This is a genomic window from Stappia indica, assembly GCF_009789575.1.
In the GTDB taxonomy this organism is placed as follows: Bacteria; Pseudomonadota; Alphaproteobacteria; order Rhizobiales; family Stappiaceae; genus Stappia; species Stappia indica_A.
Genome location: NZ_CP046908.1, coordinates 3,115,999 through 3,142,721, shown reverse-complemented (window position 1 = coordinate 3,142,721; position 26,723 = coordinate 3,115,999). Strand labels below are relative to the sequence as shown.

General features: G+C 68.1%; 28 protein-coding genes. 8 read left to right on the top strand and 20 right to left on the bottom strand.

Features of this window, described 5'->3' with window-relative positions:
• Window positions 1-18 precede the first annotated feature (18 nt).
• The 5 genes from GH266_RS14755 (at window position 19) to GH266_RS14735 (ending at window position 4,763) form a co-directional block, all read left to right on the top strand.
• Complete coding sequence (locus GH266_RS14755) at window positions 19-1,323, top strand: ABC transporter substrate-binding protein (protein ID WP_158194508.1); 1,305 nt, start codon at window positions 19-21, stop codon at window positions 1,321-1,323.
• 88 nt (window positions 1,324-1,411) lie between these two features.
• Window positions 1,412-2,338, top strand: coding sequence for an ABC transporter permease (locus tag GH266_RS14750; protein ID WP_158194507.1), 927 nt, complete (start codon window positions 1,412-1,414; stop codon window positions 2,336-2,338).
• Window position 2,339: 1 nt separating this feature from the next.
• The gene (locus tag GH266_RS14745) at window positions 2,340-3,167 is read left to right on the top strand and encodes an ABC transporter permease (RefSeq protein ID WP_158194506.1); all 828 of its coding nucleotides are present in this window, start codon (window positions 2,340-2,342) and stop codon (window positions 3,165-3,167) included.
• 13 nt (window positions 3,168-3,180) lie between these two features.
• Window positions 3,181-3,927 (top strand): aspartate/glutamate racemase family protein, encoded by a 747-nt coding sequence (locus GH266_RS14740; RefSeq protein WP_158194505.1) that lies wholly within the window; start codon window positions 3,181-3,183, stop codon window positions 3,925-3,927.
• Window positions 3,924-4,763: a GNAT family N-acetyltransferase gene (locus tag GH266_RS14735; RefSeq protein ID WP_158194504.1), complete on the top strand. Its 840-nt coding sequence runs from the start codon at window positions 3,924-3,926 to the stop codon at window positions 4,761-4,763. Before GH266_RS14740 ends, GH266_RS14735 begins: the two co-directional genes overlap by 4 nt.
• A gap of 13 nt (window positions 4,764-4,776) precedes the next feature.
• Here GH266_RS14735 and GH266_RS14730 read toward each other — a convergent pair whose 3' ends face one another.
• From GH266_RS14730 to GH266_RS14690, 9 genes are all read right to left on the bottom strand, one after another.
• The gene (locus GH266_RS14730) at window positions 4,777-5,565 is read right to left on the bottom strand and encodes a hydroxypyruvate isomerase family protein (RefSeq protein ID WP_158194503.1); all 789 of its coding nucleotides are present in this window, start codon (window positions 5,563-5,565) and stop codon (window positions 4,777-4,779) included.
• A 6-nt stretch (window positions 5,566-5,571) separates the two neighbouring features.
• Window positions 5,572-6,222: a 3-oxo-tetronate 4-phosphate decarboxylase gene (otnC, locus tag GH266_RS14725; RefSeq protein ID WP_158194502.1), complete on the bottom strand. Its 651-nt coding sequence runs from the start codon at window positions 6,220-6,222 to the stop codon at window positions 5,572-5,574.
• On the bottom strand, window positions 6,219-7,481 hold the full coding sequence (gene otnK / locus GH266_RS14720) for a 3-oxo-tetronate kinase (protein WP_158194501.1): 1,263 nt from the start codon (window positions 7,479-7,481) through the stop codon (window positions 6,219-6,221). The genes otnC and otnK overlap by 4 nt, the downstream gene beginning before the upstream one ends.
• A gap of 2 nt (window positions 7,482-7,483) precedes the next feature.
• Window positions 7,484-8,443, bottom strand: a complete 960-nt coding sequence (gene ltnD, locus GH266_RS14715) for an L-threonate dehydrogenase (protein WP_158194500.1) — start codon at window positions 8,441-8,443, stop codon at window positions 7,484-7,486.
• A complete protein-coding gene (denD, locus tag GH266_RS14710) occupies window positions 8,440-9,423 on the bottom strand; it encodes a D-erythronate dehydrogenase (protein ID WP_158194499.1) in 984 nt (327 codons plus the stop codon). The genes ltnD and denD overlap by 4 nt, the downstream gene beginning before the upstream one ends.
• Window positions 9,424-9,513: 90 nt before the next feature.
• Window positions 9,514-10,263: a glucose 1-dehydrogenase gene (locus GH266_RS14705; protein WP_158194498.1), complete on the bottom strand. Its 750-nt coding sequence runs from the start codon at window positions 10,261-10,263 to the stop codon at window positions 9,514-9,516.
• A gap of 31 nt (window positions 10,264-10,294) precedes the next feature.
• Window positions 10,295-11,572 (bottom strand): TRAP transporter large permease, encoded by a 1,278-nt coding sequence (locus tag GH266_RS14700; RefSeq protein ID WP_158194497.1) that lies wholly within the window; start codon window positions 11,570-11,572, stop codon window positions 10,295-10,297.
• Window positions 11,569-12,087 (bottom strand): TRAP transporter small permease, encoded by a 519-nt coding sequence (locus GH266_RS14695; RefSeq protein WP_158194496.1) that lies wholly within the window; start codon window positions 12,085-12,087, stop codon window positions 11,569-11,571. Before GH266_RS14695 ends, GH266_RS14700 begins: the two co-directional genes overlap by 4 nt.
• 72 nt (window positions 12,088-12,159) lie before the next feature.
• Window positions 12,160-13,110 (bottom strand): TRAP transporter substrate-binding protein, encoded by a 951-nt coding sequence (locus GH266_RS14690; RefSeq protein WP_209001462.1) that lies wholly within the window; start codon window positions 13,108-13,110, stop codon window positions 12,160-12,162.
• 229 nt (window positions 13,111-13,339) lie between these two features.
• Between GH266_RS14690 and GH266_RS14685 the strand changes: the two genes are divergently transcribed.
• The gene (locus GH266_RS14685; RefSeq protein WP_158194495.1) at window positions 13,340-14,113 is read left to right on the top strand and encodes a FadR/GntR family transcriptional regulator; all 774 of its coding nucleotides are present in this window, start codon (window positions 13,340-13,342) and stop codon (window positions 14,111-14,113) included.
• Window positions 14,114-14,204: 91 nt separating this feature from the next.
• Here GH266_RS14685 and GH266_RS14680 read toward each other — a convergent pair whose 3' ends face one another.
• The 4 genes from GH266_RS14680 to GH266_RS14665 all read right to left on the bottom strand — a co-directional run bounded on the left by GH266_RS14680 (window position 14,205) and on the right by GH266_RS14665 (window position 18,546).
• Entirely contained in the window at window positions 14,205-15,662 is a 1,458-nt protein-coding gene (locus GH266_RS14680) for an aldehyde dehydrogenase family protein (RefSeq protein ID WP_158194494.1), read from the bottom strand.
• Between the two features lie 76 nt (window positions 15,663-15,738).
• Window positions 15,739-16,800: a tartrate dehydrogenase gene (locus GH266_RS14675; RefSeq protein WP_158194493.1), complete on the bottom strand. Its 1,062-nt coding sequence runs from the start codon at window positions 16,798-16,800 to the stop codon at window positions 15,739-15,741.
• Window positions 16,801-16,892: 92 nt separating this feature from the next.
• The gene (locus tag GH266_RS14670; RefSeq protein ID WP_158194492.1) at window positions 16,893-17,627 is read right to left on the bottom strand and encodes a transcriptional regulator NanR; all 735 of its coding nucleotides are present in this window, start codon (window positions 17,625-17,627) and stop codon (window positions 16,893-16,895) included.
• A 91-nt stretch (window positions 17,628-17,718) separates the two neighbouring features.
• Window positions 17,719-18,546, bottom strand: coding sequence for a phosphogluconate dehydrogenase C-terminal domain-containing protein (locus GH266_RS14665; protein ID WP_158196224.1), 828 nt, complete (start codon window positions 18,544-18,546; stop codon window positions 17,719-17,721).
• Between the two features lie 125 nt (window positions 18,547-18,671).
• Here GH266_RS14665 and GH266_RS14660 point away from each other — a divergent pair, with 125 nt between their 5' ends.
• A complete protein-coding gene (locus GH266_RS14660) occupies window positions 18,672-19,928 on the top strand; it encodes a ribulose-bisphosphate carboxylase large subunit family protein (protein ID WP_158194491.1) in 1,257 nt (418 codons plus the stop codon).
• Window positions 19,928-21,241: a four-carbon acid sugar kinase family protein gene (locus GH266_RS14655; RefSeq protein WP_158194490.1), complete on the top strand. Its 1,314-nt coding sequence runs from the start codon at window positions 19,928-19,930 to the stop codon at window positions 21,239-21,241. Before GH266_RS14660 ends, GH266_RS14655 begins: the two co-directional genes overlap by 1 nt.
• Window positions 21,242-21,254: 13 nt before the next feature.
• On the opposite strand, the gene GH266_RS14650 is transcribed toward GH266_RS14655, so the two are convergent.
• The 7 genes from GH266_RS14650 to GH266_RS14620 form a co-directional block, all read right to left on the bottom strand.
• Window positions 21,255-22,340, bottom strand: a complete 1,086-nt coding sequence (locus tag GH266_RS14650) for a LacI family DNA-binding transcriptional regulator (protein ID WP_158194489.1) — start codon at window positions 22,338-22,340, stop codon at window positions 21,255-21,257.
• A 21-nt stretch (window positions 22,341-22,361) separates the two neighbouring features.
• The gene (locus GH266_RS14645) at window positions 22,362-23,384 is read right to left on the bottom strand and encodes a M14 family metallopeptidase (RefSeq protein WP_158194488.1); all 1,023 of its coding nucleotides are present in this window, start codon (window positions 23,382-23,384) and stop codon (window positions 22,362-22,364) included.
• Window positions 23,385-23,409: 25 nt separating this feature from the next.
• Complete coding sequence (locus GH266_RS14640; protein WP_158194487.1) at window positions 23,410-23,754, bottom strand: RidA family protein; 345 nt, start codon at window positions 23,752-23,754, stop codon at window positions 23,410-23,412.
• 92 nt (window positions 23,755-23,846) lie between these two features.
• A complete protein-coding gene (locus tag GH266_RS14635) occupies window positions 23,847-24,626 on the bottom strand; it encodes a transporter substrate-binding domain-containing protein (RefSeq protein ID WP_158194486.1) in 780 nt (259 codons plus the stop codon).
• A 34-nt stretch (window positions 24,627-24,660) separates the two neighbouring features.
• Window positions 24,661-25,392, bottom strand: a complete 732-nt coding sequence (locus GH266_RS14630; protein WP_158194485.1) for an amino acid ABC transporter ATP-binding protein — start codon at window positions 25,390-25,392, stop codon at window positions 24,661-24,663.
• Entirely contained in the window at window positions 25,379-26,029 is a 651-nt protein-coding gene (locus tag GH266_RS14625; RefSeq protein WP_158194484.1) for an amino acid ABC transporter permease, read from the bottom strand. The genes GH266_RS14630 and GH266_RS14625 overlap by 14 nt, the downstream gene beginning before the upstream one ends.
• Window positions 26,030-26,040: 11 nt before the next feature.
• On the bottom strand, window positions 26,041-26,709 hold the full coding sequence (locus GH266_RS14620) for an amino acid ABC transporter permease (RefSeq protein ID WP_158194483.1): 669 nt from the start codon (window positions 26,707-26,709) through the stop codon (window positions 26,041-26,043).
• Between the last annotated feature and the right edge of the window lie 14 nt (window positions 26,710-26,723).

Here is a 26,723-nt window from a genome sequence, read left to right as displayed (position 1 = left end):
CAAGAGAGGGGAACTGAAATGACGACGACACCGACCAGCAAGACCGCCGCCGGAACCGGCGGGCTCTCCCGCCGCACGCTGCTGAAGTCCGGCGCGGCCGCCGCAGGCCTTGCCGCCGGCAGCGGGGCCATCACCGGCTTTCCGACCATCTGGGCGCAGAACCCGATCACCCTGCGCCAGTTCGGCACCGGCGTGTCGAACCTCAACGCCATCGCCGAGAAGTGCAAGGAAGACCTCGGCATCACGCTGGAAATGACGGCGACCGATTCCGACGCCGCCGCCCAGCGCGCCGTCACCCAGCCGGACAGCTACGACATTGCCGATATCGAGTACTGGATCGCCAAGAAGGTGTTCCCGGCCGGCGTCATGCAGCCGATGGAGGTCTCGCGGCTGAAGTATTACGACAAGATCGTGCCGCTGTTCATCGACGGCAAGCTGGCCCCGGACAGCGTCATCGCGCAAGGCACGGCACCGCACACGGTCGGCTTCGTCGACGGCAAGGACTCCACCACCTTCGCCAGCGCCCCGACCGACTGGCTGACCATGGTGCCGACGATCTACAACGCCGACACGCTGGGCATCCGCCCGGATCTGGTCGGCCGCGAGATCACCAGCTGGGCCGACATCATGGACCCGGCCTTCAAGGGCAAGACCTCGATCCTCAACATCCCTTCCATCGGCATCATGGACGCAGCCATGATCATGGAGGCGTTGGGCGAGATCGAATATGCCGACAAGGGCAACATGACCCAGGAGGAGATCGACAAGACCATCGATTTCCTCATCAAGGCCAAGAAGGACGGCCAGTTCCGCGCCTTCTGGAAGTCCTTCGACGAGAGCGTCAACCTGATGGCCTCGGGCGAGGTGGTGATCCAGTCGATGTGGTCGCCGGCGGTCGCCGCCGTGCGTTCGCGCGGCATCCCTTGCGTCTACCAGCCGCTCAAGGAAGGCTACCGCGCCTGGGGCGGCGGCATCGGCCTTGCCAAGCATCTTTCCGGCGCCAAGCTCGACGCGGCGTACGAGTATATCGACTGGTACCTGTCCGGCTGGGTCGGCGCCTATCTCAACCGCCAGGGCTACTACTCCGCCGCCATGGAGACGGCGAAGCAGCACATGTCCGAGGACGAGTGGGGCTTCTGGGTCGAGGGCAAGCCGGCGGCGGGCGACATCCTGTCGCCGGACGGCAAGGTGATGGAAAAGGCCGGCGCCGTGCGCGACGGCGGCTCCTTCACTGAGCGCATGGGCAAGGTCGCCTGCTGGAACTCGGTGATGGACGAGGACCGCTACATGGTCCGCCGCTGGAACGAGTTCATCGCCGCCTGACGCGCGCCGCTCCGCTCTCCCGGGAAAGGCCAGTCGCCCGGGAGAGCGGTTCCCCGCCCCTTTCTGAAGATCCGCAAGGAGCCGAGGCATGACCGCCGCCGCCAATCCGCCTGCCGCACACGAGGCCGCGCCGGACGGAACGCCGCCCGCCCGCCGTCTTGCCCGCATCGGCACGGCTGCCGCCGCCTATCTGCAGGCGGCCCCGCTGGCGCTGATCCTCGGCGCCTTCCTGCTGGCGCCGCTGGCGATGATCGTCGCGGTGAGCTTCTGGGATTACGACTTCGCGCGGCTCTATCCCGACTTCGTGCTGACCAACTACATCGAGACGCTGGGTTCGGCGGTGACCTGGCGGATCTATCTCAACACGCTCAAATATGCCGCGATCGTCTGGGTCCTGACCCTCGTCATCGGCTTCTGGGTCGCCTATTTCCTCGCCTTCCACGTGCGCAGCCAGACCATGCAGATGGTGCTGTTCCTGGTCTGCACGGTGCCGTTCCTGACCTCCAACATCATCCGCATGATCTCGTGGATCCCGGTGCTGGGGCGCAACGGGCTGGTCAACACGGCGCTCGTCGACCTCGGCATCGTGCCGGCCCCGATCGAATGGCTGCTCTATTCCGACTTCGCCGTGGTGCTGGCCATGGTGCATCTCTACACGCTGTTCATGGTGACGCCGATCTTCAACACCTTGATGCGCATCGACCGCGCCCTGGTGGAGGCGGCACGCGATGCCGGCGCCTCCAGCTTCCAGGTTTTGACCAACGTGATCCTGCCGCTGGCCAAGCCCGGCATGGCAATCGGCACGATCTTCGTCGTGACGCTGGTGATGGCCGACTTCATCACCGTCCAGGTGATGTCGGGCGGGCAGAGCGCCTCGGTCGCCCTGATGATGCGCAACCAGATGTCCTTGCTGCAATATCCGGCCGCCGCCGCCAATGCGGTGGTGCTGCTGGCCATCGTCCTCCTGCTCGTCGCCGCGATCCTGCGCGTCGTCGACATCCGCAAGGAGCTGTGAGATGAGCGAGACCCGCGGCCTCGAGTTCTGGATCCTGGCGCTGTTCTTCGCGCTGTTCGTGGTGTTCCTCTATGGGCCGCTGTCGGCCATCGTCATCCTGTCCTTCCAGGGACCGGACGGCGGGCTGACCTTCCCGCTCAACGGCACCTCGCTGCACTGGTTCCGCAACCTGACGGAGCGCCAGGCGGTCGGCGATTTCGGCGGCAGCTTCCGCCGCTCGCTGACGCTGGGCATCGGCGTCATGCTGGTCACCGTCGTGGTGTCGCTGCTGGCGGGGCTCGCCTTCCGCCGCCGCTTCCTCGGCGCGACGCCGCTGTTCTATCTCTCGGTCGCCAGCCTCGTGGTGCCCTCGATCATCGTCTCGCTCGGCATCGGCGTGATGTTCCAGCAGGTGGGCCTGCGGCCGGCCTGGTACAGCTCCGCCTTCGGCGCGCACCTGACCTGGACGCTGCCCTTCGGCGTGCTGATCATGTTCGCCGTGTTCAACCGCTTCTCGCCTGCCTACGAGGAGGCGGCCCGGGACCTTGGCGCCAGCGCCTGGCAGACCTTCCTGCATGTGCTGCTGCCGATGATCGCGCCGATGCTGGTCGGCGTCGGCCTGTTCGGCTTCACCCTGTCCTATGACGAGTTCGCGCGCTCGCTGATGACCTCGGGCACCTACAACACCCTGCCGCTGGAGATCTACGGCATGACCACCAATGTCACGACGCCGGTGCTCTACGCGCTCGGCACGGTGACGACACTGTTCTCCTTCCTCGTGATCGTGGCAACGCTGGGCGCCATCCTCTGGCTCGGCCGCCGCCGCGCCCGCGGCCAGGGCACCGCGTGACGGACGGCAGACAATGGACCTCCTGATCGTCAACCCGAACAGCACGGCCTCGATGACCCGCACCATCGAGGCCGCAGCAACGGCCGTCGCAGCGCCCGGTACGCGGATCGTCGCCGCCACCTCGCAGGCCGGGCCCGCCTCCATCGAGGGCTATTACGACGAGGCGCTCTCCGTGCCGGGGTTGCTCGCCGAAATTCGCGAGGGCGAGCGGGCCGGCGCGAGAGCGGCGGTGATCGCCTGTTTCGACGATACCGGGCTGGACGCGGCACGGGCGATGGCGCGCATCCCGGTGCTCGGCATCTGCGAGGCGGCGCTGTCGCTTGCCGCCTTCGTTGCCCGCCGCTTCACCGTGGTGACGACGGCGGAGGCCGCGCGCGTGCCGGTCGAGGATCTGGTCGCGCGCTACGGCATGACGGGCCGGGCGAGGGTGCGGGCGGCCGGCATGTCCGTGCTGTCGCTGGAGGACCCGGCCTCCGGATCCGGCGAACTGCTGCGAGCTGAGATCCGCGCGGCGCTGACCTGCGACCACGCGGAGGCGATCGTGCTCGGCTGCGCCGGCATGGCGGACCTTGCCCGGCAGCTCTCGGACGAATTCGGCGTGCCGGTGATCGACGGGGTGAGCGCCGCGGTCAAACAGGCGGAGGCGCTGGCAGCGCTGGGACTGTTCACCTCCAAGCGCGGCGCCTATGCTGCCCCCTCGCCCAAGCGCTACAGCGGCGCGATGGCCTCCTTCGCTCCGATGCCGGCAGGGACCGAATGACCGAACCGACACTGCGCGCGCTTGCCCCCGGCGAGCTTCCCCAGCTGATCGACTGGGCCGCCAGCGAGGGCTGGAATCCCGGCCTCGACGACGCCCCGGCCTTCCATGCCGCCGATCCCGGCGGCTTTCTCGGGCTCTTCCTCGGCACCGAAATGGCGGCAGGGATTTCCGCCGTTGCCTATGGGCCGCACTTCGGCTTCGTCGGGCTCTACATCTGCCGGCCGGATCTGCGCGGCAAGGGGCTGGGGCGCCAGGTCTGGGATGCCGGCATGGCAAGGCTCGGCGAGCGCTGCATCGGCCTCGACGGCGTGCCGGCGCAGGAAGACAATTACCGCCGCATGGGCTTTGCCGTCGCCTATCGCACCTTGCGCTTTTCGGGGCACGCGCCGGAGGCGGCTCCGTCGGCCGGCACCCGCATCGTCCCGGCCGATCCCGGCGACGCCGGCCTTGCCGCCTATGATGCGGCAGTCTTCCCGGCCCCGCGCGAGGCTTTCCTCTCCGCCTGGGTTTCCGGCCCACGCATCACGCGCATGGCGGTCAGGGGCGAACGCATCGTCGGCTACGGCACCGCGCGAAAATGCCTTCAGGGCTGGAAGATCGGCCCGCTCTTTGCGGACACATTGGCGGATGGAACTGCGCTCCTTGCCGCACTCGGTGAGGCAACGGGCGGCGAGGAGCTGCATCTCGACGTGCCCGATACGGGGCACGGCTTCGGTGAGTGGCTGGAGCAGGCCGGCTTCACGCAAGGGTTCGCCACCGCGCGCATGTACCGCAACGGCGTACCGGCGGGCGATGCGTCCCGCGTGCTTGCGACGACGACGCTGGAGCTCGGCTGAGCGGCGCGGGGCCTCAGGCGCCCGCGAAAGCCTTCATCCAGCCGAGACCCTCGCCGGTCGCGCCGCGTGGCCGGTATTCCGCGCCGAAATGGCCCCGATAACCGGCATCGCGCAAGGCCGGCAGCAACCAGCCATAGTCGACCTCGCCCCGGCCCGGCTCGCCCCGGTCGGGGACGGCGGCGAACTGGACGTGGCCGATCAAGTCCATCCAGCGCTCGGCCTGGCGCAGCAGGTCGCCGCGCATGATCTGCATGTGGTAGCAGTCATACATGATGCGGATGCCCTCGCCGCCGCATTCCGAAATGATCGAAGCGGCGCTCTCGCAGTCCGACAGGAAGTAGCCCGGCACATCGCGGGTGTTGATCGGCTCCAGCAGCAGGCTCACGCCCCTGGGGGCAGCGAGGTCGCGGAAACGGCGCAGGTTGGCGACGAAGGTGCGGCGCGCGGCCTCCCCGTCCGCCTTTCCGGCCATGACATGGATATTGCCGGCGCCGATGGCCACCGCATAGTCGAGCGCCTGCGTGAAGGCGGCGAGCGCCTCGTCCTCGCGCCCGGCAAGGGCGGCGAGACCGAACTCGCCCTTCGCCACGTCGCCGCGCACCGTGTTGAGCCCGAGCACCGGCAGGCCGGTCTCTTTGAGGGCGGCGGCAAGCTCGGCCGCCGGCACCTCATAGGGCCAGTGCAGCTCGACCGCGCCGAAGCCGGCAGCCGCCGCCGCATGCACCGCTTGCGGCAGCGCAAGATCGGTCCACAAGAAGCCGAGATTGGCCGAAAGCGGCAGGGAGGTCTTGTTCACGGTCATCTCGCCTCAGTCCCATTCCACATCGAAGTGATCGACAATCGAGCGGATCTCGCCCTCGCTCAGGAGGCGCGGGTTCATCCCGCGCAGCAAGAGGGCGAGACGGGCGGTCTCCTCCAGCTCCTCCATGGCGTAGACCGCCGCCTCCAGGTCCTTGGCCGCCACCACCGGACCGTGGTTGGCCAGCAGCACCGCGCTGCGGCGACCGGCAAGCCCGCGGATCGCCTCGCCCATCGCGGCATCGCCCGGACGGAAAAAGGGCAGCAGCTTCACCTTGCCGAGCCGCATGATCGAATAGGGCGTGAGCGGCGGCAGCACATTGTCCGGATCGACTTCCGGCAGCATGGAGAGAGCCACCGAATGGCTGGAATGCAGGTGAACGATGGCCCCGGCCTTGGCACCGCGCGTCTCGTAAAAGGCCGAATGCAGCGGCATTTCCTTGGTCGGCGCATCGCCGTCGACATGCCGCCCCCCTGCATCGAAGCGCGACAGGCGGCCGGGGTCGAGGCGGCCGAGCGAGGTGCCGGTGGGCGTGACCAGCAGCCCGCCGTCGGAGAGGCGCAGCGAGATGTTTCCCGAGGCGCCGCCCGTCAGGCCGCGGTCGAACATGGAGCGGGCGAGCGTGCACAGAAGCTCGCGCAGCCTCGCTTCCTCGCTCATGCCGCGCCCTTTTCGGACAGGATCGCCAGCGCGCGCTCGAAGAAGTCCTCGCCGCCGAAATTGCCGGACTTCAGCGCCAGCGCCAGCTCGGCCCCTTCCACGCGCAAGGCCGGGACGCCGGGATCGATCTCGGGTCCGATGCGCAGCGCCTCGCAGCCAAGGCCGCGCACGACCGCGCCCGAAGTCTCGCCGCCGGCCGACACGATGCGGCGGATGCCGGAGCGCGCCAGCTCGCCGGCAAGATCGGCGAACAGCGTCTCGATGGCGCCCGCCAGCGTCTCCATTCCGTAGATGCCCTGAGCGCGGCGCACCTCCTCCGGATCGGCGGAGGAATAGACGAGCGGCGCGGCGTCCTGGTGCTCCAGCACGAACGCGCGCAGGGTCGCGACGGTGGTCTTGCCGGACATGACATCGTCGGCCGTGACTTCCAGCGCAGGGTGGTTCGCCTTGTAGCGCGCTACCTGCGCGCGGGTTGCGCGCGAGCAGGAGCCCGACAGCACGACGCCCGGCCCCTCGACCCCGGCAAAGCTGTCGCTGCCGCCGGCAAGCCCTCCCGCACGGCGGAAGTTCTCCGGCAGGCCGAGCGCAACGCCGGAGCCGCCGGTGATCAGCACCAAGCCTTCCGCCGCCGCGCCGATGGCGTGAAGATCCGCATCCGCGATCGCATCGACGACCACCGGGCCGGCCCCGTCTGCAAGCTCGCGGGCAAGCCCCCTGGCGATGGCTTCGGCGCCCTTGGCGACGTCTGCATGGGCGACATGGCCGACCTTGCGCGGCGTCTGCAGGGAGAGCCAGCGGCGGATGTCCGGGTCGGTCATCGGCGTCAGCGGGTGATCCTGCATGCCGGACTCGCTGAGCAGCCGGTCGCCGACGAAAAGGTGCCCCTGGTAGAGCGTGCGGCCCGTGCCGGGAAAGGCCGGACAGACGATGGCGGTCTTTGCGCCGAGCCGGTCCATCAGGGCATCGATCACCGGGCCGATATTGCCCTGCGGCGTCGAATCGAAGGTCGAGCAGTATTTGAAGAAGATCTGCCGGCAGCCCTGCGCCAGCAGCCAGTCGAGTGCCGCCAGCGACTGTTCCACCGCCTCCGCCACCGGCACGCTGCGGGTCTTCAGCGCAACGACGCCGGCCTCGACGCCGGGTGCGGCCGGGCCGTCCGGCAGGCCGCAATATTGCGTGACCGCCATGCCGCCCTTGACGAGCGTGTTGGCAAGGTCCGAGGAGCCGGTGAAGTCGTCGCCGATGCAGCCGAGCAGCATGGTCAATCCTTGTCGCTGGAAGTCCCGCCCAAAACGTCCGCGCCCGGTGCCGGGACGCCCGGCAGGGCGATGTTGCCCTCGCGGGCATAGATCTTGGCGACCGCCACGTCGCCCTCGCGGCCGAGACCTGCGTCATGGGCGGACCGGAAGCGGGCGAGCGCCGTTTCCGTCAGCGGAACGGAGAGCCCACCGGCCGTCGCCGCCTCGGCGACGATGCCGAGATCCTTGACGAAGATATCGACCGCCGAATGCGGGCGATAGTCGCCATCGGCGATGAAGGGGCCGCGGTTCTCGAACATCCAGGACGAGCCGGCGCAGCGGGAGATCACCTCCACCATGCGCGCCACCTCGATGCCCTGACCAACGCCGAAGGTCAGCGCCTCGGCAGTGGCGGCGATGTGGACGCCGGCAAGCAGCTGGTTGACCACCTTCATGGCCGAACCCGGACCGGCGCGGTCGCCGAGTTCGAACACCGTCTCGGCCATCGCGTCAAGCGCGGGGCGGGCCGCTGAGAAGGCCTCGGCTGTGCCCGAGGCCATGATCGACAGGCGCCCCTCGGCGGCACGGACCGCGCCGCCGGAGATCGGCGCATCGAGATAGAGCAGGCCGGTTTCGGCGAGCTTCGCCTCGAAACGCACGGCATGTTCGGGGGCGAAGGTGGCGCAGGAGACGACCACGGTGCCGGGGGCAAGATGCGGCGCGATGCCGTCCTCGCCGAAAAGCACGGCCTCGGTCTGGGCCGCGTTGACGACGACGAGCACGACGGCCGAGGCCTCGCGAAGCGCGGCATCGCGCGCGGCGCGATCAGCGGCGATGCGTCCGCCATCCGCCTCGAAGGCAGCCATGGCCGCCTGCTCCCGGTCGATGCCGGTGACATCGAGGCCGGCGCGCAGCAGCGAGCGCGCCATGCCGAGCCCCATGGCGCCGAGGCCGATGAGGACGAGCGGACCGGTCTCGCTCATGCGGCAGCTCCCGCGTGGTCCTCGAGATAGGCGGTGATGATCGCCTCGATGGAGGCATCGCCGGCAAAGCCGAGATCGAGCGCGCGGCGTGTGTCGAAGGCTTTCGGCCAGGTGGAGATGATCGCCTCGATGGCGGGATCAGGCTGGTGGCGGATCAGGGCGACGGCCTCATCGCCCGCCACCTTGCGCAGCGCCTCGATCTGCTCGCCGACGGTCACGGAGACGCCCGGCAGCGTGATATTGCGACGCCCGCCCATGGCGCCACTGTCGAGATCGCCGGCATGGACGAGATAGCCGACGGCCGCCCGCGGGCTGGCCAGCCAGTGGCGCACGTCGGTGCCGACCGGCAGCACGGCTTCCTTGCCGGCGAGCGGCTCGCGCAGGATGGAGGAGAAGAAGCCGGAGGCCGCCGCATTGGGCTTGCCCGGCCGGATCACGATGGTCGGCAGGCGCAGGCCGATGCCGTCGAAGAAGCCGCGGCGGCTGTAGTCGGCAAGCAGCAACTCGCCGATGGCCTTCTGCGTGCCGTAGCTCGACAGCGGCGTGACCACGTAGTCGTCGCCGATCACATCGGGCAGCGGAATGCCGAACACCGCCAGCGAAGAGGTGAACACGACACGGGGGCAGTAGCCCGAACGCCCGTTCTCGGCGCGGATCGCCTCGAACAGGTTGCGGGTGCCGTCGAGATTGATCCGGTAGCCCTTCTCGAAGTCGCGCTCGGCCTCGCCGGAGACGATGGCGGCCAGGTGGTAGATGACGTCGGGGCGGGAGGAGACGAGCCGCTCCGCCTCGCCGGGCGCGCACAGGTCGCCGGTCTCGACCGAGACGGGAATGCCGCCCTCCGGCGCGCGGGCCGGGACGACATCGAAAAGGGTCAGGTGCGAAAGGGCGGCACCGGCGAGGGTTCCCCGCGCGGTCAGCGCCCCGGCCAGCCCCTGGCCGAGCATGCCGCCGCCACCGATGATGAGGCAGGTCGTCATTGTCACTCTCTCCTTGCGGGCGGCGGGGCCGGGCGCGACACCCGGCGCCCCACCCGATACGGGCCGGCGCCGGGTGTCGTTCATGGGAGCCTAGATGCAGCGGCCGCCGTCGACTTCCAGCAGGACGCCGGTGATGAACTCGGCCTCGTCGGAGGCGAGGAAGCCGCAGGCCTTGGCGATGTCGAGCGGACGCGACATGCGGCCGAGCGGGATGCCGGCAACGATCTTCGCACGGGTCTCCGGCGTGTCGTCGCCCGGCAGGAACTGGCCGGTCAGGCCGGTCTCGCCCATCACCGGGTTGATGCCGCAGACGCGGATCTTGCGGTCGGCGAGTTCCACGGCCATCGAGCGGGTGATGGCAATGGCCGCGCCCTTGGAGCCGTTGTACCAGGTCAGGCCCGGGCGCGGACGCACGCCGGCGGTGGAGGCGATGTTGATGATGACGCCGCCGCCGTTCTTTTCCAGCACCGGCACCGCATGGATCGCCGCGTGGTAGATCGACTTGACGTTGACCGCATAGACCTTGTCGAAAGTCGCCTCGTCGACCAGCAGCATCGACTGGTTCTTGTGGGTGGTGCCGGCATTGTTGACGAGGATGTCGAGCTTGCCGAACGCGTCGAGCGCGGCCTGCACCATCGCCTTGGTGGACTCGCTGCTGGTGACGTCTGCGGTGCAGGCCACGGCGGCAGCGCCGATGTCGCCGGCGACCTTTTCCGCCGCATCGCCGCGAATGTCGGCGACGACGACCTTGGCGCCCTGCTCGGCGAAGTAGTGGGCAATGCCCTCGCCATAGCCGCCGCCAGCACCGGTGACGATGGCCACCTTGTCCTTCAGTTTCATTGCAGTCTCCCGAAAAAAGGCAGCGCCACCGCTACCTGTAGAACAGCTCGACAAGGCCGAGCGAGATGAACGGCACGTAGGTCACCAGCAGCACGCAGCCCATCACCACCAGCACCATCGGCACCAGGGCCGGAATGATCTTCTGGATGGATATCTTCGCCACCGCGCAGGCGGCGAAGAGATTGACGCCGACCGGCGGCGTGAACATGCCGAGTGCAAGGTTCACCACGATGATCAGGCCGAAATGCACCGGATCGACGCCATAGGCGACGGCGATGGGCGCCAGCAGGGGCGCCAGCACCAGGATGGCCGCCGAGGTCTCGACGAACATGCCGACGATGAAGAGGAAGACGTTCACCGCCATCAGGAAGCTGATGCGGTCGGTGAACACCTGCTGCACCCATTCGGCGATGATCGCCGGCAGGCCCGAGCGGGTCACGAGGAAGGAGAACAGCCCTGCGCCGGCGATGATGACCATGATCACCGTGCTGGAGATCGCCGAGGTGCGCAGCGCCGCGTAGATCTTGGCGAAGGTCAGCGAGCGATAGACGAAGAGGCCGACGAACAGCGCGTAGACGACCGCGATGGAGGACGCCTCTGTCGGCGTGAAGATGCCGCCGTAGATGCCGCCGAGCACGATCACCGGCATGAGCAGCGCCCACAGTGCATGCACCACGGCCTCGACGAAGGGCTTGCGCCCGTCGCCGTCCATCTTTCCGTAGCCTTTCACCCGGCACAGGATGATCAGGTAGATGAACAGGGCGCTGGCGACCAGGATGCCGGGGCCGATGCCGGCCAGGAACAGCTGGCCGATGGAGGTTTCCGTCGCAACGCCGTAGAGAATGAGCGGGATCGACGGCGGGATCAGCACGCCGAGCTCTGCCGAGGAGGCCTGGATGGCGGCGGCGGTGCCGACCGGATAGCCATGGCGCACCATGGCCGGAATGAGAATGACGCCGATCGCGAAGGTCGTGGCGACCGAGGAGCCTGAGACCGAGGCGAAGATCATGCAGGTGACGACGCAGGTGCAGGCAAGGCCGCCCTGGATGCCGCCGACCATCGACTTGGCCAGCTCCACAAGCCGCTCGGATATGCCCGCGGCCGCCATAAGGTTGCCCGACAGGATGAACAGCGGGACGGCGAGCAGCGGGAAGGAGTCGAGGCTGGCGAAGATGCGCTGCACGGCGAGCAGCAGCGGCACGGTCGAGAAGAACTGGATGCCGAAGGCGCTGGCAAGGACCAGCGACACGCCGATGGGGACGGCGGCGGCAAAGAGGATCAGCAGCGAAAAGGCCAGAGCCGCGTTCATACCTGGCCCTCCACATCCTTCAGTTCGCCGGACCGCAGGTCGTCCTGACCGGTGAGGCTGACGATGGTGCGGGCGATGACCCCGGGCACGGCCAGCAAGGCACCGGCGGGCAAGGCCGCATAGACCCAGGCGATGCTGACTTCGAGGCCTGCAAGGTTCTGCCGCTGAACGCGGAACGCCATGGCCGTGCCGTACCAGATCAGCAGGGCGAGAAACGTCAGCGAGGCGAGCGCGATGACGATGGTGAGGACCTGCCGCAGCGGCTTCGGCCCGACGTCGATCAGGAAATCGACGGCGATCATCGCGCCCTGGCGGAACGCGGCGGCAAGACCGAGGAAGACCATCCACATCATCGCCGAGCGGGCCGCCACTTCCGACCACGCGGAAGGATGCCCGAACACGAAGCGCGTCACGACCTGATAGAAGGTGAGAGCGACGATCACCGCCAGGGCGACGATGGACAGCTCTAGAGCGACGCGGGTCACCCGGCGCTCGGCAGCGAAGAACCATTGCATGATCGAACTCCTGCCGGGGCGGCCGCGTACGGCCACCCCGGGGACGCCGGAGGGCGAGGCCTTGGGAGGACCTTACTGCTGGGCGGCCTGGATGCGCTTCAGCATCTCGTCGCCATACTTCGCCTTGAAGGTGTCGTAGGCGGGGGCGACGGCCTTCTGGAAGGCGGCCTTGTCGACGTTCTCCACGACGTTCATGCCGTTCTTGCGCAGCAGCTCGACACCGTTGGCTTCATCCGACTCGACCTTGGCGCGGGTCGCCTCGACGGCAACCTTGGCAGCCTCGCGGAACCAGCCCTTCTCCTCGTCTGAGAGGCCGTCCCACAGGCTCGGCGAAGCGAGAATGATGGCCGGCGAGTAGACGTGGCCGGTCAGGGTCAGGTTGCTCTGCACTTCCCAGAACTTCGAGGCGGTGATCACCGGGATCGGGTTTTCCTGGCCGTCGATGACGTTCTGCTGGAGCGCGGCGAAGACCTCCGGGAAGGCCATCGGCGTCGGCGAAGCGCCGGCGGCCCGGAAGGCTTCCATGTGCACCGGGTTCTCCATGGTGCGGATCTTCAGGCCCTCGAGGTCGGCCGGAGTGTTGATCGGACGGTTGGAGTTGGTGACATGGCGGAAGCCGTTCTCGGTCCAGGCGAGCGCCACGAGGTTGTTCTCGCTGACCTTGGCGAGCAGTTCCTGGCCGATCTCGCCGTCGAGGATGCCGCGAGCGGCCGCATAGTCCTTGAACAGGAACGGCAGGTCGAGCACGAGCGCCTCGGGCACGAAGTTGCCGAGCGGGCCGGTCGAGGACACGGTCAGCTCGACCGAGCCGATCTGCAGGCCCTCGATCACGTCGCGCTCACCGCCGAGCGCGCCGGCGGCCTGCTCGCGGATCTCGAACTTGCCGCCGCTGAGCTCGGAGAGCTTCTTGCCGAAGGCCTGGACGCCCATGCTGTAGTGGGAATTCTGCGCCGTGGAATGCGCGAAGTTGAGGACGGTCTGCGCCGTGGCGGTTCCCCCCATCGCCACCGAAAGGGCGAGCACGGACGCGACTGTCAAACTGCGGAAACGAAACATAACGATATCCTCCCTGGTGTCTCCTGCACCGGTCGCGGAGTTTGGCGGCGATCGGCAATCCAGTCAACACGTTTTACAACTTAACTGTAACTGGTATGATGATCACCAGCAAGGCAGGACCTGGCAATTGCCGCAATGGGAGCATCGGCACCCCGCGATGTTGACCAAACGGCAGGTTTGACCAATAAGTCGAGACATGGACAAGGCCGCATCGACACCGCGGTCGGGGGAGTTCTCCTTCGCCGACCTTCAGCAGAGCAAAGCCGAGCGGCTGGCCGACCGGGTCTACGAGAACCTGTTCCACGCCATCGTCACCGGCATGATCACGGCCGGCACCAAGCTGCCGCCGGAAAACGTGCTCGCCGGCGAGTTCGACGTGTCGCGGCCCGTGCTGCGCGAGGCGCTGGACAAGCTGCGCGAGGACGGGCTGATCTCCTCTGTGCGCGGCTCCGGCAACTATGTCCAGAACGCGCTCGGCGCCAGCCGCGAACGGGCGGTGGGGGACGACGACGACCGGGATGCGCTGGAGCGCATCGGCGACATGCTCAACGGCATCGAGCTGCGCCTGATCGTCGAGCCGCAGGCGGCCTATCTCGCCGCCAAGCGGCGCGGCCCGGCGGATATCGAGCGGCTGCGCGAAGCGCTGGACCGCTTTGCCGAGGCGATGCACACCAACGCGATCATGCATTACCACGACTATGCGTTCCACGAGGCGGTGGCGATCGCCACCTGCAACCCGCGCATCGTCAAGACATTGAAATCGCTGGAATACGACGTTACCCGCTCGGTGACCCTGATGCGCTTCCTGGTGAAGTTCCAGCCGCTCGTGCGCGCCGAGGCGGTGCAGGCCGAGCACGAGGAGATTTTCCGCCATATCGAGGCGGGCGCGGCCACCAAGGCCAAGCGCGCGATGCGCAATCACATCGAGCACGCTCGCACGCGGATGATGAACAGCCGCCCCGGCTTCTAGCCCTCTTCTGATTGCCCGAACCCGGCCCGCAAAACGAAACGGGCGGAACCCGAAGGTCCCGCCCGCACGATCTCGTTGCGATGTCCGCGGCTCAGCCGTGCTTGAGAACCACCGTCTTGATGGTGGTGAAGCTGACCATGCCCTCGAACGCCTTCTCGCGGCCGTAGCCCGAGCGCTTCATGCCGCCGAAGGGCAGCTCGATGCCGCCGCCGGCGCCGTAGTTGTTGATGAAGACCTGGCCCGCCTCGATGGCGTGGGCGCAGCGCATCTGCCGGCCGCCATCCTGGGTCCAGACCGAGGCAGTCAGCCCGTAGGGCGTGCCGTTGGCAAGGCGGATCGCCTCGGCCTCGTCGTCGAACGGGAAGGCCGCCAGGACGGGACCGAAGATCTCGTCGCAGGCAAGGCGGCTGTCGGGCGCCGCACCGTCCAGCAGCATCGGCGGGAAGTAGTAGCCGCCCTCCGGGGCGTCCGGGTTCTTCTGCGCCTCAGCGACAACGCGCGCGCCGTCGGCAAGCGCCGCCTCGACGAGCTCGGTGACCCGGCGCAACTGGCGGGCGCTGACGATGGGACCGCAGTCCGGATCGTCGATGCCCGGGCCGACCTTCAGCGCGGCGAAGCGCTCGGCGAGCCGCTTCATCACCTCCGGATAGATCGACCGCTCGATGAGCACCCGGCTGCCGGCCGCGCAGGTCTGGCCGGCATTCTGCACGATGGCGTTGACGACGACCGGCAGCGCCTCGTCGAGATTCGCATCGGCGAACAGGACCTGCGGCGACTTTCCGCCGAGTTCCAGCGTCACCGGAACATGGTTTTCCGCCGCCGCCTTCGCCACGGCCGTGCCCGTCTGGGGCGAGCCGGTGAAGGAGATGTGGTTGATGCCCGTATGGCCGGCGAGCGCGGCGCCCGCCTCCATGCCGAAGCCGCAGACGATGTTGAGCGCACCGGCCGGAAGGCCTGCCTCGAGCGCCAGCTCGCCGAGGCGCAGCGGCGTCAGGCAGGCATCTTCGGCCGGCTTGACCACGCAGGCATTGCCGGCCGCGAGCGCGCCGCCGACCGAACGGCCGAAGATCTGCGAGGGGTAATTCCACGGGATGATGTGGCCGGTGACGCCATGGGGCACGCGCAGCGCCAGAACGGTCATGCCCTTGGAATAGGGGATGGTTTCGCCGTGATGCTTGTCGGCGGCCGAGCCGTAATATTCGAAGTAGCGGGCCGTCGCGGTGATGTCGTTGCGCGCCTGGGTCAGCGGTTTGCCGGTGTCGAGGCATTCCAGCTCGGCGAGTTCCTCGGCATGATCGAGGATCAGCGCGGCAAAGCGCATGAGGATGCGGCCGCGCTCAAGGGCGCTCTTGGCGCCCCATTCGCCCTCGAAGGCGGCGCGCGCCGCTTCGACGGCCCGGTCGACCTCGGCCGCGCCGCCGCGCGGCAGGCGGGCGAAGACCCGGCCGTCCGCCGGATCCACGACGTCGATGCCGTCTTTCTCCGCGCGGTCGACGACCTTGCCGTTGATGATGTGGCCGAAGGCCGTGATGGATGTCCTGTCGAGCATCTCTTTGCTCCTGAAAGTGACTGGAAACGGGTAATGGGCCGGCCGGCGGAGATCGCCGGCCGGTTCGGTCGAAAGCTCAGGCGAGCGCGTCGGCGATGGCCTTGCCGGCCTCATTGGTGCCGGCGCTGCCGCCGAGATCGCGAGTGCGCGGACCGCCCTGCGAGAGCACCGTCTCGATCGCGGTCTCGATGGCGCGGGCAGCCTCCAGCTCGCCGAGGTGCTCCAGCATCATGGCGCCGGCCCAGATCTGGCCGATGGGATTGGCGATGCCCTGGCCGGCGATGTCCGGCGCAGACCCGTGCACCGGCTCGAACATCGAGGGATTGGTGCGGGTCGGATCGATGTTGCCGGACGGCGCGATGCCGATGCTGCCGGCGACCGCCGGGCCGAGATCGGAGAGAATATCGCCGAACAGGTTGGAGCCGACGACGACGTCGAACCAGTCCGGGTGGTTGACGAAATGCGCCGTCAGGATATCGATGTGGAACTTGTTCGCCTCGACGTCGGGATACTCGGCCGCGACCGCCGCGAACCGCTCGTCCCAATAAGGCATGGCGATCTTGATGCCGTTCGACTTGGTGGCCAGCGAGACCTTGTTGCGGCGGGTGCGCGCCAGCTCGAACGCATAGCGCAGGATCCGGTCGGTGGCGCGGCGGGAGAACACCGATTCCTGGATCACCAGTTCTTCCGGCGTGCCCTGATAGAGAATGCCGCCGGCGGAGGAATATTCGCCTTCCGAATTCTCGCGGACGATGACGAAGTCGATGTCCTTGGCGCCGCGGCCGGCGAGCGGCGAGGTGATGCCCTTGAGCAGACGCGCCGGGCGCAGGGCGACATAGAGGTTGAGCTCGCGGCGCAGGCGCAGGATCAGGTCCCAGGTGGAGATGTGGTCCGGCACGTTCGGCCAGCCGACCGCGCCGAGGAAGATCGCATCGGCGCCGCGCACCTGCTCGACACCGTCCTCCGGCATCATCCGCCCGTGGCGGGCATAGTAGTCGCAGCTCCAGTCATGCTCTTTCCAGGCGACCGAGAAGCCGAAGCGCCGCGCGGCCGCCTCCACCACCCGCTGGCCCTCCGGCACGACCTCCTTGCCGATGCCATCGCCCGCAATCACCGCGATATCGTAATTCCTGCCCATGGAGCACCTCCCGAGACGTCTTTATTTCCGGCGGCGAACATGAGGCAAAGCGCCAGATGAGTCAATTGAGTTTACAACTCCGCGAAAGCGCCTCAGGCATCCTCGCGATGCTGATAGAGCAGGTCGCTGCGGTCGAGATGGATGCCCATCGCCGCGGCGGCTCCGTCCTCGTCGCCGGTGGCGAGCCGGTCGACGATCACCGCATGCTCGGCGAGGGTCTTCGTCTCGCCGCCGGACCACAGCAGCAGTTCCGAGTGATAGTTGAACAACCAGCTCAGCATGGCATCGCCGACGGCGGCGAAGATCGGATTGCCCGACAAGGAGGCGATCTTGCGGTGGAAGGCGATGTCGGCGGCGATGAAGGCCTCGGCATCGCCGAGCGCCTCGCGCTGGCGGTCGACGAGCCGGCGCAACTCGGCGATGTCGTTCGCCGTGGCATTGGCCGCGGCAAGGCGCACCATGCCCATCTCGAAGAAGCGGCGCGCCTGCTTCAGGTGTTCCAGATTGTCCGGCGAGGCGGACAGCATCAGCCGCGCCACCCCGTCGATCTGCCGGATCACCGTGTCGGCGGTGAGCGCGCTGACGCGGGCCCGCTCGCCGTGCGAGATGCTGATCAGGCCCATCGTATCGAGGGACTGCAGCGCCTCGCGCACCGCCGGCCGGCCGACGCCGAAGCGCTCCATCAGATCGCGTTCGGACGGCATCAGCTCGCCGGGCAGGACCTCGCGGCGGGTGATCATCTCCAGCAGCCGTTCCAGCACCTGGTCCGACAGCTTCCGCCTGACGATCTTGTCGCCCTCGTCCGTTTTCGTGCCGCGCTTGCGCATTCCAGCTCCCTCGCCCAGGCCATCCACCTCCTATAGCAATGCGGGAGTGCGGCTGCCTATATGGCAGCCGCAAACGTGGTCCCGAACGCCATCAGGTGATGGCGCGGATGCTCTCGGTGATTTCCTGCGGATCGAAGACGCCGCGCCAGTCGTCGCGCATCAGGCGCGGCTTGCCGTTGGCGATGGCCTTGTTGCAGGCATCGGAGAACGCGCCCTGCACCTCGCCCATGACGACGGCGCCGAGGATGTTGAGATGGCCGAGCAGGAAGTCGCGGGCCGCAACCGGATCGACGCCGCGCGCGACGACCTCGTCCATCGCTTCCTTCATGACGACGAGCAGCGTGGCGCAGACCGTCTCCGACAGGCCCGGCTCGAGCAGCGCCATCTGCTCCACCGTGACCCGGTGCGAGCGCAGGATCGGACCGTAGATGGTGCGGGCGATCTCCTCGCCGATCGCGTAGTGCTCTTCCGGTCCCTGCATCAGGGCGCTGACGATGGCCTGCTTGGCGGCGACACCGCCGAAATAGTCGCGCTTGGCGGCCATCTCGGTCTCGTCGTTGAAGATCGGCGGATGGCAGGGATGCGAGACGAAATAGGTGACGTCCGCGCGCTCCGGGAAATGGCCGGCGAAGGGGGCGGCAGCGTCCAGCGCCATCACCAGCGTGCCGGGATCGAGCTTCGGCACGACGGTTGCCGCGACGGCCTGGATCGCCGTGTCCGGTACGGCGAGGATGACGGCACCGGCCCCGGCAAGGGCGGCATCCATGTCGACGCAGTCGACGCCGAGGGTCTCGCGCAGGCGGGCGCGCCCGGCCTCGCCGATTTCCACATGCGCGACCTCGTAGCGCGAGCCCTTGAGGTTGGTGGCGAGACGCACACCCATCTTTCCGCCGGCACCAAGCAAAGCAATCTTCATCAGTCGACCTCCTGTTTGGCGGGGATGAAACCCGTCAAACATCATGTTGTCAACTGGTATGATGAGATGATATCGAACCTGTCAACGAATGCCGGCGCACGGCAGGGATGCAAGAGGGGACGCGGCAGATGGAACGGCTTTACGCACGCTACGAACTGGAGAGCCCGCTGCCGCTGGAGGATGCCGCGGCGGTGATCGCCGGAGAGCAGTCCTGCGGCACCTTCTTGCGCCTGCCGGGCGAGACCGACGAGCTGCGCGAGCGCTCCGGCGCGCGCATCGAGAGCGTCGTGGAAACGGGAAGTTCGCCGGCCCCGGCCCTGCCCTGTCGGATCCGCTCGGACCGCTACCGGCGCGGCGAGATGATGCTGTCCTGGCCGCTGGAGAATTTCGGCCCCTCGCTCACCAACGTGCTGGCGACGGTCGCCGGCAACCTGTTCGAGCTGGCGGAGGTCTCGGCGCTGCGTCTTCTCGACATCACCTTCCCGCCGAGCTTTGCCGCCGCCTATCCGGGCCCGGCCTTCGGCGTCGAGGGAACCCGGCGCCTTGCCGGCGTTGCAGGCCGCCCGATGATCGGCACGATCATCAAGCCAAGCGTCGGGCTTGGACCCGACGAGACGGCGGCGATGGTCGAACAGCTGGTTGCCGGCGGCATCGACTTCATCAAGGACGACGAGTTGCAGGCCGACGGCCCGCATTGCCCGTTCGAGGCACGCGTCGACGCGGTGATGCGGGTGGTCGAGGACTATGCGCAGCGCAACGGCCGCAAGGCGATGGTTGCCTTCAACATCACCGGCGAGATCGACGAGATGAAGCGGCGGGCCGACCACGTGGCAGCGCGCGGCGGCACCTGCATTATGGTCAGCCTGCACTCGATCGGGCTTGCCGGTCTCGGCGCCATTCGCCGTCATGCCAGCCTGCCGCTGCACTGCCACCGCAACGGCTGGGGCCTGTTCTCCCGCTCGCCCGACATCGGCATCGCCTACGAGGCCTGGCAGAAGTTCTGGCGCATTGCCGGCGCCGATCATCTGCATGTCAACGGACTGGCCAACAAGTTCTCCGAGAGCGACGCCTCCGTGATCGCCTCGGCGAAGGCCGTCGGTACGCCGCTGTTCGGCACCGGCCTGCCGGGCTTCGAGGCGCTGCCGGTCTTTTCCTCCGGGCAGACGGCGGCACAGGTCGCCGGCACCCATGCGGCGGTTGGCTCGCCCGACTTTCTCTACTGTGCCGGCGGCGGCATCATGGGCCATCCGCATGGCATTGCCGGCGGCGTGGCGAGCCTGCGTCAGGCGGCGGATGCGGCGATGGCCGGCATCGACATCGACACCCACGCGCTGACCCATCCCGAGCTCGCCGCCGCGCTTTCCCTGTTCAAGGACAAGCGATGATGGCCGGCGATCTGCTGCTCTCCTATTACGGCGACGACTTCACAGGCTCGACCGACGTGATGGAGGCGCTGACCTCCAACGGTGTCGAGACCGTGCTGTTCACCCGCAAGCCGGGCGAGGCCCTGCTGGCGCGCTTTGCCGGTTGCCGCGCCATGGGCCTTGCCGGCACCAGCCGCAGCCGGTCGCCGGACTGGATGGATGCCGAGCTGCCGCAGGTGTTCACCTGGCTGAAGTCGCTCGGCGCGCGCTTTTGCCATTACAAGGTCTGCTCGACCTTCGACAGCGCGCCCCATCGCGGCTCCATCGGCCGGGCGATGGAAATCGGCCTTGCCGCCTTCGACCAGCACCGTCTGGCCCTCGTGGTCGGCGCGCCGCAGCTACGCCGCTATACCTTCGCCGGCCATCTCTTCGCCGCCTGGCGCGACACGCTGCACCGCATCGACCGGCACCCGGTGATGGCGTCCCATCCGGCAACGCCGATGGGCGAAGCCGACCTGCTGCTGCATCTCGCCGCCCAGACCTCTCTGCCGTCCGCCCTTGTCGGCCCGACCGATCCGGCTCTGGGACAGGCGCTGCCGGACGAAGCCCGCATCGTGCTGATCGATGTCTTCGACAAGGCCTCGCAGGCCGCCGCCGGCACCTCTCTCGAAGACGCCGCCCGGCAAAACGGACCGCTGGTCTTCGGCTCCTCCGGCATCGAGTACGCGCTGCTGGAGGCGTGGCGGCAGAGCGAGGCCGGAGTGCGCCCCATGCGGTTCGAACCCTTGGTGCCGCAGGAGCGGATGGCGGTCGTCTCGGGGAGCTGCTCGCCGACGACGGAGCGCCAGATCCGCACGGCGCTCGGCGCCGGCTTTACCGGGATCGAGATCGACTATGCCGCTCTTGCCTCCGGCCAGGGGCGCGAGGCGGCGTTCGAGACGGTGCTGGCCCGCGCTGAAGGTGTGCTGTCTTCCGGCGGCAGTCCGCTCGTCTACACCGCGCTCGGCCAGTCCAGCGTGGTGGCCTCCGGCCAGAACCAGGGCGGCGACGATGCGGTGGGCGAGGCGCTCGGCCGGCTGCTGGCCGCGCTGCTCGCGCGCCACGGCCTTGCCCGCGTGGCGGTGGCCGGCGGCGACACGTCGAGCCATGCGCTCGGGGCGCTCGACATTCACGCCCTCACCCTGCGCCATCCGATCTCCGACAGCCCGGGCTCGCCGGTCTGCAACGCCCATGGCGCCGACGGGGAGCCGGGGGTCGAACTGATCCTCAAGGGCGGCCAGATCGGCAAGGACGACTATTTCGTGCGCCTGCGCGACGGCACGCTCACCGTTTAGGTTTCACTTCCGGTCAGGTCGTCTCGCCGGGAATGAGCTCCAGGTCGAGACAGAGGCTGGAGGCGAGGGTGCCGTCGCTGCGCGGATCCAGCCGGTCGACGATCATCTCGCCCGCCCGGGTACCCATGGCATGGCTGTCGAAGGAGATGGTCGACAGGCGCGGCGACAACTCTCCGGCAAGATCGTTGTCGCCGAAGGTCAGCAGGGCCAGATCGTCGGGAATGCGCCGCCCCTGCTGCCGCGCTTCCAGCAGGGCGCCGAGGCCGAGCAGGTCGTTGGCGCAGAAGATCGCATCGAAGCTGCGCCCGCCCTCCAGCAGGGTCCGGTAGGCGCGGCGCCCGTCGATGACGCTGTCCACCTGCTCCACCCGGATCGTCTCGACGATCTCCGCCCCCAGCTCCGCCGCCCGCTCGGCAAAGCCGGAAAGGCGCAGCGCGCCGCGGCCGCCGCTGCGGCCCATGAAGGCGAGCCGCCGGTAGCCGCGTTCGACCAGGTGGCTTGCCGCCAGCCGGCCGGCATCGGTGTTGGAAAAGCCGACCAGCATGTCGAGCGGATCGCGCGGATAGGCCCAGCTTTCGACGATGGGAATATCGAGCTCGCGCAGCAGGTCGCGGTTTTCCTCCAGCTCGATGACACCGGTGAAGAAGACCGCGGCAGGCCGCAGCGAGCGCAGCGACTGGATGGCGCTCAGTTCGCGCGAATAAGAGTAGGACGTCTGCCCGACCATCAGCTGATAGCCGTGCTGCTCCACCACCCGGGCGCAGGCGCGCACCGCCTGGCTATATTGCTGGCTGAGCAGGTTGGACACGAAGGCCGCGACGATGCTGGAGCGGCCCGAACGCAGCGCCGAGGCATGCGGGTTGGACCAGTAGCCGGTCGCCTCGACCACCTGCAGGATGCGGTCGCGGGTCTTCGGCGAGACCATGTCGGGCGTGCGCAGGGCGCGGGAAACCGTGATCGGCGAGACGCCGGCCTTTCGGGCGACGTCCTCGATGCGCGGCGGGCGGGCCGGGCGGGCGGCAACGCCCTCCGGCCTGTCGGGCGAAAGGCGCAGAACGGCATCATGGGTATGTGCCGTCAGATCGGTCGCTTTCGCCATGCTGCCCCGCTCTCCCGCGCTTCAGGTCACTTCGTCCTCCCGCAGGGGACGCGCCGCCTGCACGAGACAATCGCCGGCCTGGCTGTCGCAATGCAATCGCCGCGACAGCACGATGCCCGGCCGAGCGAAGCGCAGCTCCTCCTCCGGCAGGTCGAGCCGTTCGAAATCATGGTACCAGCCGGCCAGATCGCCGGCCTCGACCCTGTCTCCGAGCGCCACCGCAGGTTCGAACCAGCCCCGCCGAACCGCATAGATCGCCTGTGCGTGGCTTTCAAGGGCCAGCACGGTCATTTCCTTGCGCGCCAAGGGCTTACGGGACAGCAGCGGAGCATCGATGACGCCCAGCTCGATCAGCACGTTGTCGATGGCGCAGGCCGTCGCCTGCATGGACTCGGCCGTCACCGTGCCGCCGCCGCCGAACTCGCCGCTGAGGCCGATGGCCCCTGCCCGCGCGGCCGCCGCCATCGACGTGGGCGCCGCCGCGCCGTTCTCCGCGACGAAGCCGTAGGGGAGCCCGGTCGCCCGCATCAGCCGCATGGCGGCAGCGAAGCGTTCCGGCGGTCCCTGGCGCTCGATCAGCGCGCAGTGCAGGTGCTCCATCGAGGTGCCGCCCGAATGCAGGTCGAAGACCACGTCGTGGACGGGGAACAGCTCGTGCTCGAGAAAATGCGCAATGCGGGCCGTCGGCGTGCCCTGCGGGTCGCCCGGAAAGGAGCGGTTGAGATTGCCCTCGTCGAGCGGCGAGCGCCGCCGCGCCGCCATGACGGCGGGTGCATTGGCGAAAGGAATGATGGTGACCTCGCCGCGCATGCGCTCGGGCGCCAGCTCGCGCGCCAGCCGCGCCAGCAGGATCTCGCCTTCGTACTCATCGCCGTGGTTGCCGGCCATCAGAAGGATGCGCGGTCCCTCGCCGTTGCGAAGGCGGACGACGGGGATCTTCGCCTGGAAGTAGGGCGAGCGGTCGATCGAGAACGGCACGGACAGGCGGGCAATCCGCCGGCCCTGCGCCGTCAGGTCGAGATCGTGGAAAACGCCAGTGTGCATGGTCGCCCGGCCTGGGAGGGAAGGATCAAAGGGCGGCGATCGCGGTCATCTCGACGCGAAGGTCCGGATCGGCGAGACGCGCCTCGTAGCAGGCCCGTGCCGGCGGATTGGCCGGATCGATCCAGGCGTCGTAGACGGCGTTCATCGCATCGAAGTCGATGATATGCGGCAGCAGGACGGTCACCGCGACGAGGCGCGAGCGGTCGCTGCCGGCCTCGGCCAGAAGCGCGTCGATCTTGGCCAGGACCTCGCGGGTCTGCTCCTGAAGGCTGCCCTTGCGGTTGTCGGCCACCTGGCCGGCGATATGGACATGCCCGCCCGAGACGACGGCCTGGGACATGCGCGGGCCAACCTGGAAACGCTTGATCATCGACTTTACTCCGTGACTGTCGAAAACGCTGGAACGCCCGGACGGACGAGACCACGCCACTGGGGACGCGATCCCGCCCGTCCGGGAGGAACTCACATGTTGGGAAGCGGCGTCGCTTCCTTGAACCACTTGACCTGCAGAGCCTCGAGCTTGCCGTTCAGGCGGTTGAAGAACAGGTCCGTGTTCAGCCACTGCAGCAGGTTGTGCTCGCCGTGGCGGACGGCGGCGTGGGCCGGCGACTGGCGGATCAGGTACTTCAGCTCCACATCGGCAGAGCCGGACGCGTTGAGCGCGATGGCGCTGTTCTCGGCGAAGTACTCGGTCTGGCCGGCGAAGAAGGCGGCAAGCGCGCTGGCTGCGTCCTCGAAGCGGACGAGGTTGGCATCCGGCACGTTGTCGGTCAGCCAGACGTCGAGCGTGGTGCCGCGGGCAACCGCGATCGACTTGCCGGAAAGCTCGGCGGGCGTCGAATAGGCGGGGGTGCCGGCCTTGCCGTAGACGCCGAGCTGCACGGCGACATAGGGCGAGGTGAACATCACCTGCTGCGCGCGCTCAGGGGTGGCGCCGGCGGCGGCGACGAGCACGTCGATCTGGTCGGACAGGAGGCTCGGCAGGCGGGCCGCGCCCGTCACCTCGACGATCTCCAGATCAACGCCGAGATCAGCGGCAACGATATTGGCCAGTTCCACGTCGAAGCCGGTGAGCTTGCCCTCGCCGTCGCGGAAGCCCCAGGGGGCGGAGTCGGCGAGCACGCCGATGCGCACCTTGCCGGCGTTGAGGATGTCCTGCAGCTTGTCGGCGAAGGCCGAGCCGGAGGTGAGCGAGACGGCAGCGATGGCTGCCGCCGCAAGAGCCGTCCTGAAGAAATTCATCGGGGTTCCCCTTTCCTTTGGAAGAAGCCGGCCGTCAGCGGACCGAGCTTATGAAATTCGCCAGTTCCGGCGTTGCGGGATTGGCGAAGAGATCTGCGGGCCGGCCTTCTTCATGGACCATGCCCGCATGCATGAAGACGAGCTTCGAGGCGACGTTGCGCGCGAAGTTCATCTCGTGGGTGACGAGGATCATCGTCATGCCCTGGGTGGCGAGGTCTTCCATCACCTTCAGCACTTCGCCGACCAGCTCCGGGTCGAGCGCCGAGGTGACCTCGTCGAACAGCATCAGGTAGGGCGACATGGCCAGGCAACGGGCGATGGCCACGCGCTGCTGCTGGCCGCCGGAGAGCTGGCCGGGATAGGCGTCGATCTTCTCCTCCAGCCCGACCTGAGCGAGGACCTTGCGCGCCAGCTCGCGCGCCGCATCGCCCTTGGCGATCTTTCCGGTCAGCACCGGCGCCAGGGTGATGTTGCGCTCCACCGTCATGTGCGGAAACAGATTGAACTGCTGGAAGACGATGCCGACATGCTCGCGCAGCTTGCGAAGGTCGGTGGAGCGGGAATGGACCACTTCTCCGGCCACCTTGATCTCGCCGCCGTTGATCTGCTCCAGACCGTTGATGCAGCGCAGAAGCGTCGACTTGCCGGAGCCGCTGCGACCGATGATGGTGACGATCTCGCCCTTCTCGACGGTCAGGTCGATGCCGCGCAGGACCTCCACCTCGCCGAAGGACTTGTGGACGTTGCTGATCTCAACGAGCGCCATTGAGCTTGTCCTCCAGGGAACGGGACCAGAGCGTGAGCGGGAAGCACAGGGCGAAGTAGATCGCCGCCACGCAGGCATAGGAAAGAAGCGGCTGGAACGTCGCCGCGCTGGCGAGCTGCCCGGCACGGGCCAGCTCGACGAAGCCGACCACCGAGGCGAGCGACGTGTTCTTGATGAGCTGGACCAGGAAGCCGACCGTCGCCGGCAGCGCAATGCGGAACGCCTGCGGCGCGATCACATAGCGGAAGGTCTGCCAGCGGGTCAGGCCGAGGCAGGCTGCGGCCTCGCCTTGCGCCACATGCACCGCCTGGATGCCGCCGCGCCAGATCTCGCCGAGAAAGGCCGCGGTGAAGATGGTGAAGGCCGCGCCTACCGAGACCAGCGCCGGGACCTTGATGCCGAGGAAGACCGGCATGCCGAAGTAGAAGAACATCAGCAGGCCGAGCACCGGCACGCCCTGCACGAGCTGCAGGATGCCGGTGGCGACGAGCCGCGCGATGAGGCTGCGGCCCGTACACATGCGGGCGAGCAGCAGCGCCAGCGGCGCGCCGAAAGCCAGCGCCAGGACCACCAGCGTCGCCGTCCACTGCACAGCGGCAAGCATGGTGAGGAAGTCGGAGATCGTGAAACCGCGCATCGTCTCGCCTCCTATCGACCGGTCGGCCAGCGGAAGGCGATCCGGCCGACGCCCGCGAAGGCCAGCCGGAATGCCAGGACCAGGGTGAAGTAGATCGCGCAGACGACCGCATAGACCTCGAAGCTGCGGAACGTGCGGCTCTCGACGAAGGCGGCGGCGTGGAACAGTTCCGACGCGGAGACCTGCGAGGCGAGCGAGGTGCCGAGCAGCAGCAGGACGATCTGGCTGGTGATCGAGGGATAGATGTTGCGCAGCGCCGGCGGCAGGATCACGTGGCGGAACACCTGCCAGCGGGTCAGCCCGAGGCACTGGCCGGCCTCGATCTGGCTGCGCGGGATCGAGGCGAGACCGCCGCGGATGATCTCCGTCGCATAGGCGCCCATATAGATGGAAAGCGCCGTGGCCGCGGCATAGACCGGCGGCAGGCGCAGACCCGCATAGGGCAGCACGAAGAAGATCAGGAACAGCTGGATCAGCGCCGGGGTGTTGCGGATCACCTCGACATAGCTGCGCACGAGCAGCCGCAGCGCGGCGAAGCGGCTGCCGGCGGCGGAGGCGCAGACAAGGCCGATCGCCAGACCCGCCACCGTCGCCACGAGGGTGAGCAGCAGGGTCAGCGACACGCCGTGCAGGAACTCGTCCTGATAGCGCCAGAGCTGGTTGAAGTTGAGCTGAACCATGAGCCTTCCGGCGA

What these genes read in the sequence shown, in the direction of transcription:
- GH266_RS14755 (WP_158194508.1), top strand. Translation starts at nt 19, where the DNA reads ATGACGACGACACCGACCAGCAAGACCGCCGCCGGAACCGGCGGGCTC.
- GH266_RS14750 (WP_158194507.1), top strand. Translation starts at nt 1,412, where the DNA reads ATGACCGCCGCCGCCAATCCGCCTGCCGCACACGAGGCCGCGCCGGAC.
- GH266_RS14745 (WP_158194506.1), top strand. Translation starts at nt 2,340, where the DNA reads ATGAGCGAGACCCGCGGCCTCGAGTTCTGGATCCTGGCGCTGTTCTTC.
- GH266_RS14740 (WP_158194505.1), top strand. Translation starts at nt 3,181, where the DNA reads ATGGACCTCCTGATCGTCAACCCGAACAGCACGGCCTCGATGACCCGC.
- GH266_RS14735 (WP_158194504.1), top strand. Translation starts at nt 3,924, where the DNA reads ATGACCGAACCGACACTGCGCGCGCTTGCCCCCGGCGAGCTTCCCCAG.
- GH266_RS14730 (WP_158194503.1), bottom strand. Translation starts at nt 5,565, where the DNA reads ATGACCGTGAACAAGACCTCCCTGCCGCTTTCGGCCAATCTCGGCTTC.
- otnC (WP_158194502.1), bottom strand. Translation starts at nt 6,222, where the DNA reads ATGAGCGAGGAAGCGAGGCTGCGCGAGCTTCTGTGCACGCTCGCCCGC.
- otnK (WP_158194501.1), bottom strand. Translation starts at nt 7,481, where the DNA reads ATGCTGCTCGGCTGCATCGGCGACGACTTCACCGGCTCCTCGGACCTT.
- ltnD (WP_158194500.1), bottom strand. Translation starts at nt 8,443, where the DNA reads ATGAGCGAGACCGGTCCGCTCGTCCTCATCGGCCTCGGCGCCATGGGG.
- denD (WP_158194499.1), bottom strand. Translation starts at nt 9,423, where the DNA reads ATGACGACCTGCCTCATCATCGGTGGCGGCGGCATGCTCGGCCAGGGG.
- GH266_RS14705 (WP_158194498.1), bottom strand. Translation starts at nt 10,263, where the DNA reads ATGAAACTGAAGGACAAGGTGGCCATCGTCACCGGTGCTGGCGGCGGC.
- GH266_RS14700 (WP_158194497.1), bottom strand. Translation starts at nt 11,572, where the DNA reads ATGAACGCGGCTCTGGCCTTTTCGCTGCTGATCCTCTTTGCCGCCGCC.
- GH266_RS14695 (WP_158194496.1), bottom strand. Translation starts at nt 12,087, where the DNA reads ATGCAATGGTTCTTCGCTGCCGAGCGCCGGGTGACCCGCGTCGCTCTA.
- GH266_RS14685 (WP_158194495.1), top strand. Translation starts at nt 13,340, where the DNA reads ATGGACAAGGCCGCATCGACACCGCGGTCGGGGGAGTTCTCCTTCGCC.
- GH266_RS14680 (WP_158194494.1), bottom strand. Translation starts at nt 15,662, where the DNA reads ATGCTCGACAGGACATCCATCACGGCCTTCGGCCACATCATCAACGGC.
- GH266_RS14675 (WP_158194493.1), bottom strand. Translation starts at nt 16,800, where the DNA reads ATGGGCAGGAATTACGATATCGCGGTGATTGCGGGCGATGGCATCGGC.
- GH266_RS14670 (WP_158194492.1), bottom strand. Translation starts at nt 17,627, where the DNA reads ATGCGCAAGCGCGGCACGAAAACGGACGAGGGCGACAAGATCGTCAGG.
- GH266_RS14660 (WP_158194491.1), top strand. Translation starts at nt 18,672, where the DNA reads ATGGAACGGCTTTACGCACGCTACGAACTGGAGAGCCCGCTGCCGCTG.
- GH266_RS14655 (WP_158194490.1), top strand. Translation starts at nt 19,928, where the DNA reads ATGGCCGGCGATCTGCTGCTCTCCTATTACGGCGACGACTTCACAGGC.
- GH266_RS14650 (WP_158194489.1), bottom strand. Translation starts at nt 22,340, where the DNA reads ATGGCGAAAGCGACCGATCTGACGGCACATACCCATGATGCCGTTCTG.
- GH266_RS14645 (WP_158194488.1), bottom strand. Translation starts at nt 23,384, where the DNA reads ATGCACACTGGCGTTTTCCACGATCTCGACCTGACGGCGCAGGGCCGG.
- GH266_RS14640 (WP_158194487.1), bottom strand. Translation starts at nt 23,754, where the DNA reads ATGATCAAGCGTTTCCAGGTTGGCCCGCGCATGTCCCAGGCCGTCGTC.
- GH266_RS14635 (WP_158194486.1), bottom strand. Translation starts at nt 24,626, where the DNA reads ATGAATTTCTTCAGGACGGCTCTTGCGGCGGCAGCCATCGCTGCCGTC.
- GH266_RS14630 (WP_158194485.1), bottom strand. Translation starts at nt 25,392, where the DNA reads ATGGCGCTCGTTGAGATCAGCAACGTCCACAAGTCCTTCGGCGAGGTG.
- GH266_RS14625 (WP_158194484.1), bottom strand. Translation starts at nt 26,029, where the DNA reads ATGCGCGGTTTCACGATCTCCGACTTCCTCACCATGCTTGCCGCTGTG.
- GH266_RS14620 (WP_158194483.1), bottom strand. Translation starts at nt 26,709, where the DNA reads ATGGTTCAGCTCAACTTCAACCAGCTCTGGCGCTATCAGGACGAGTTC.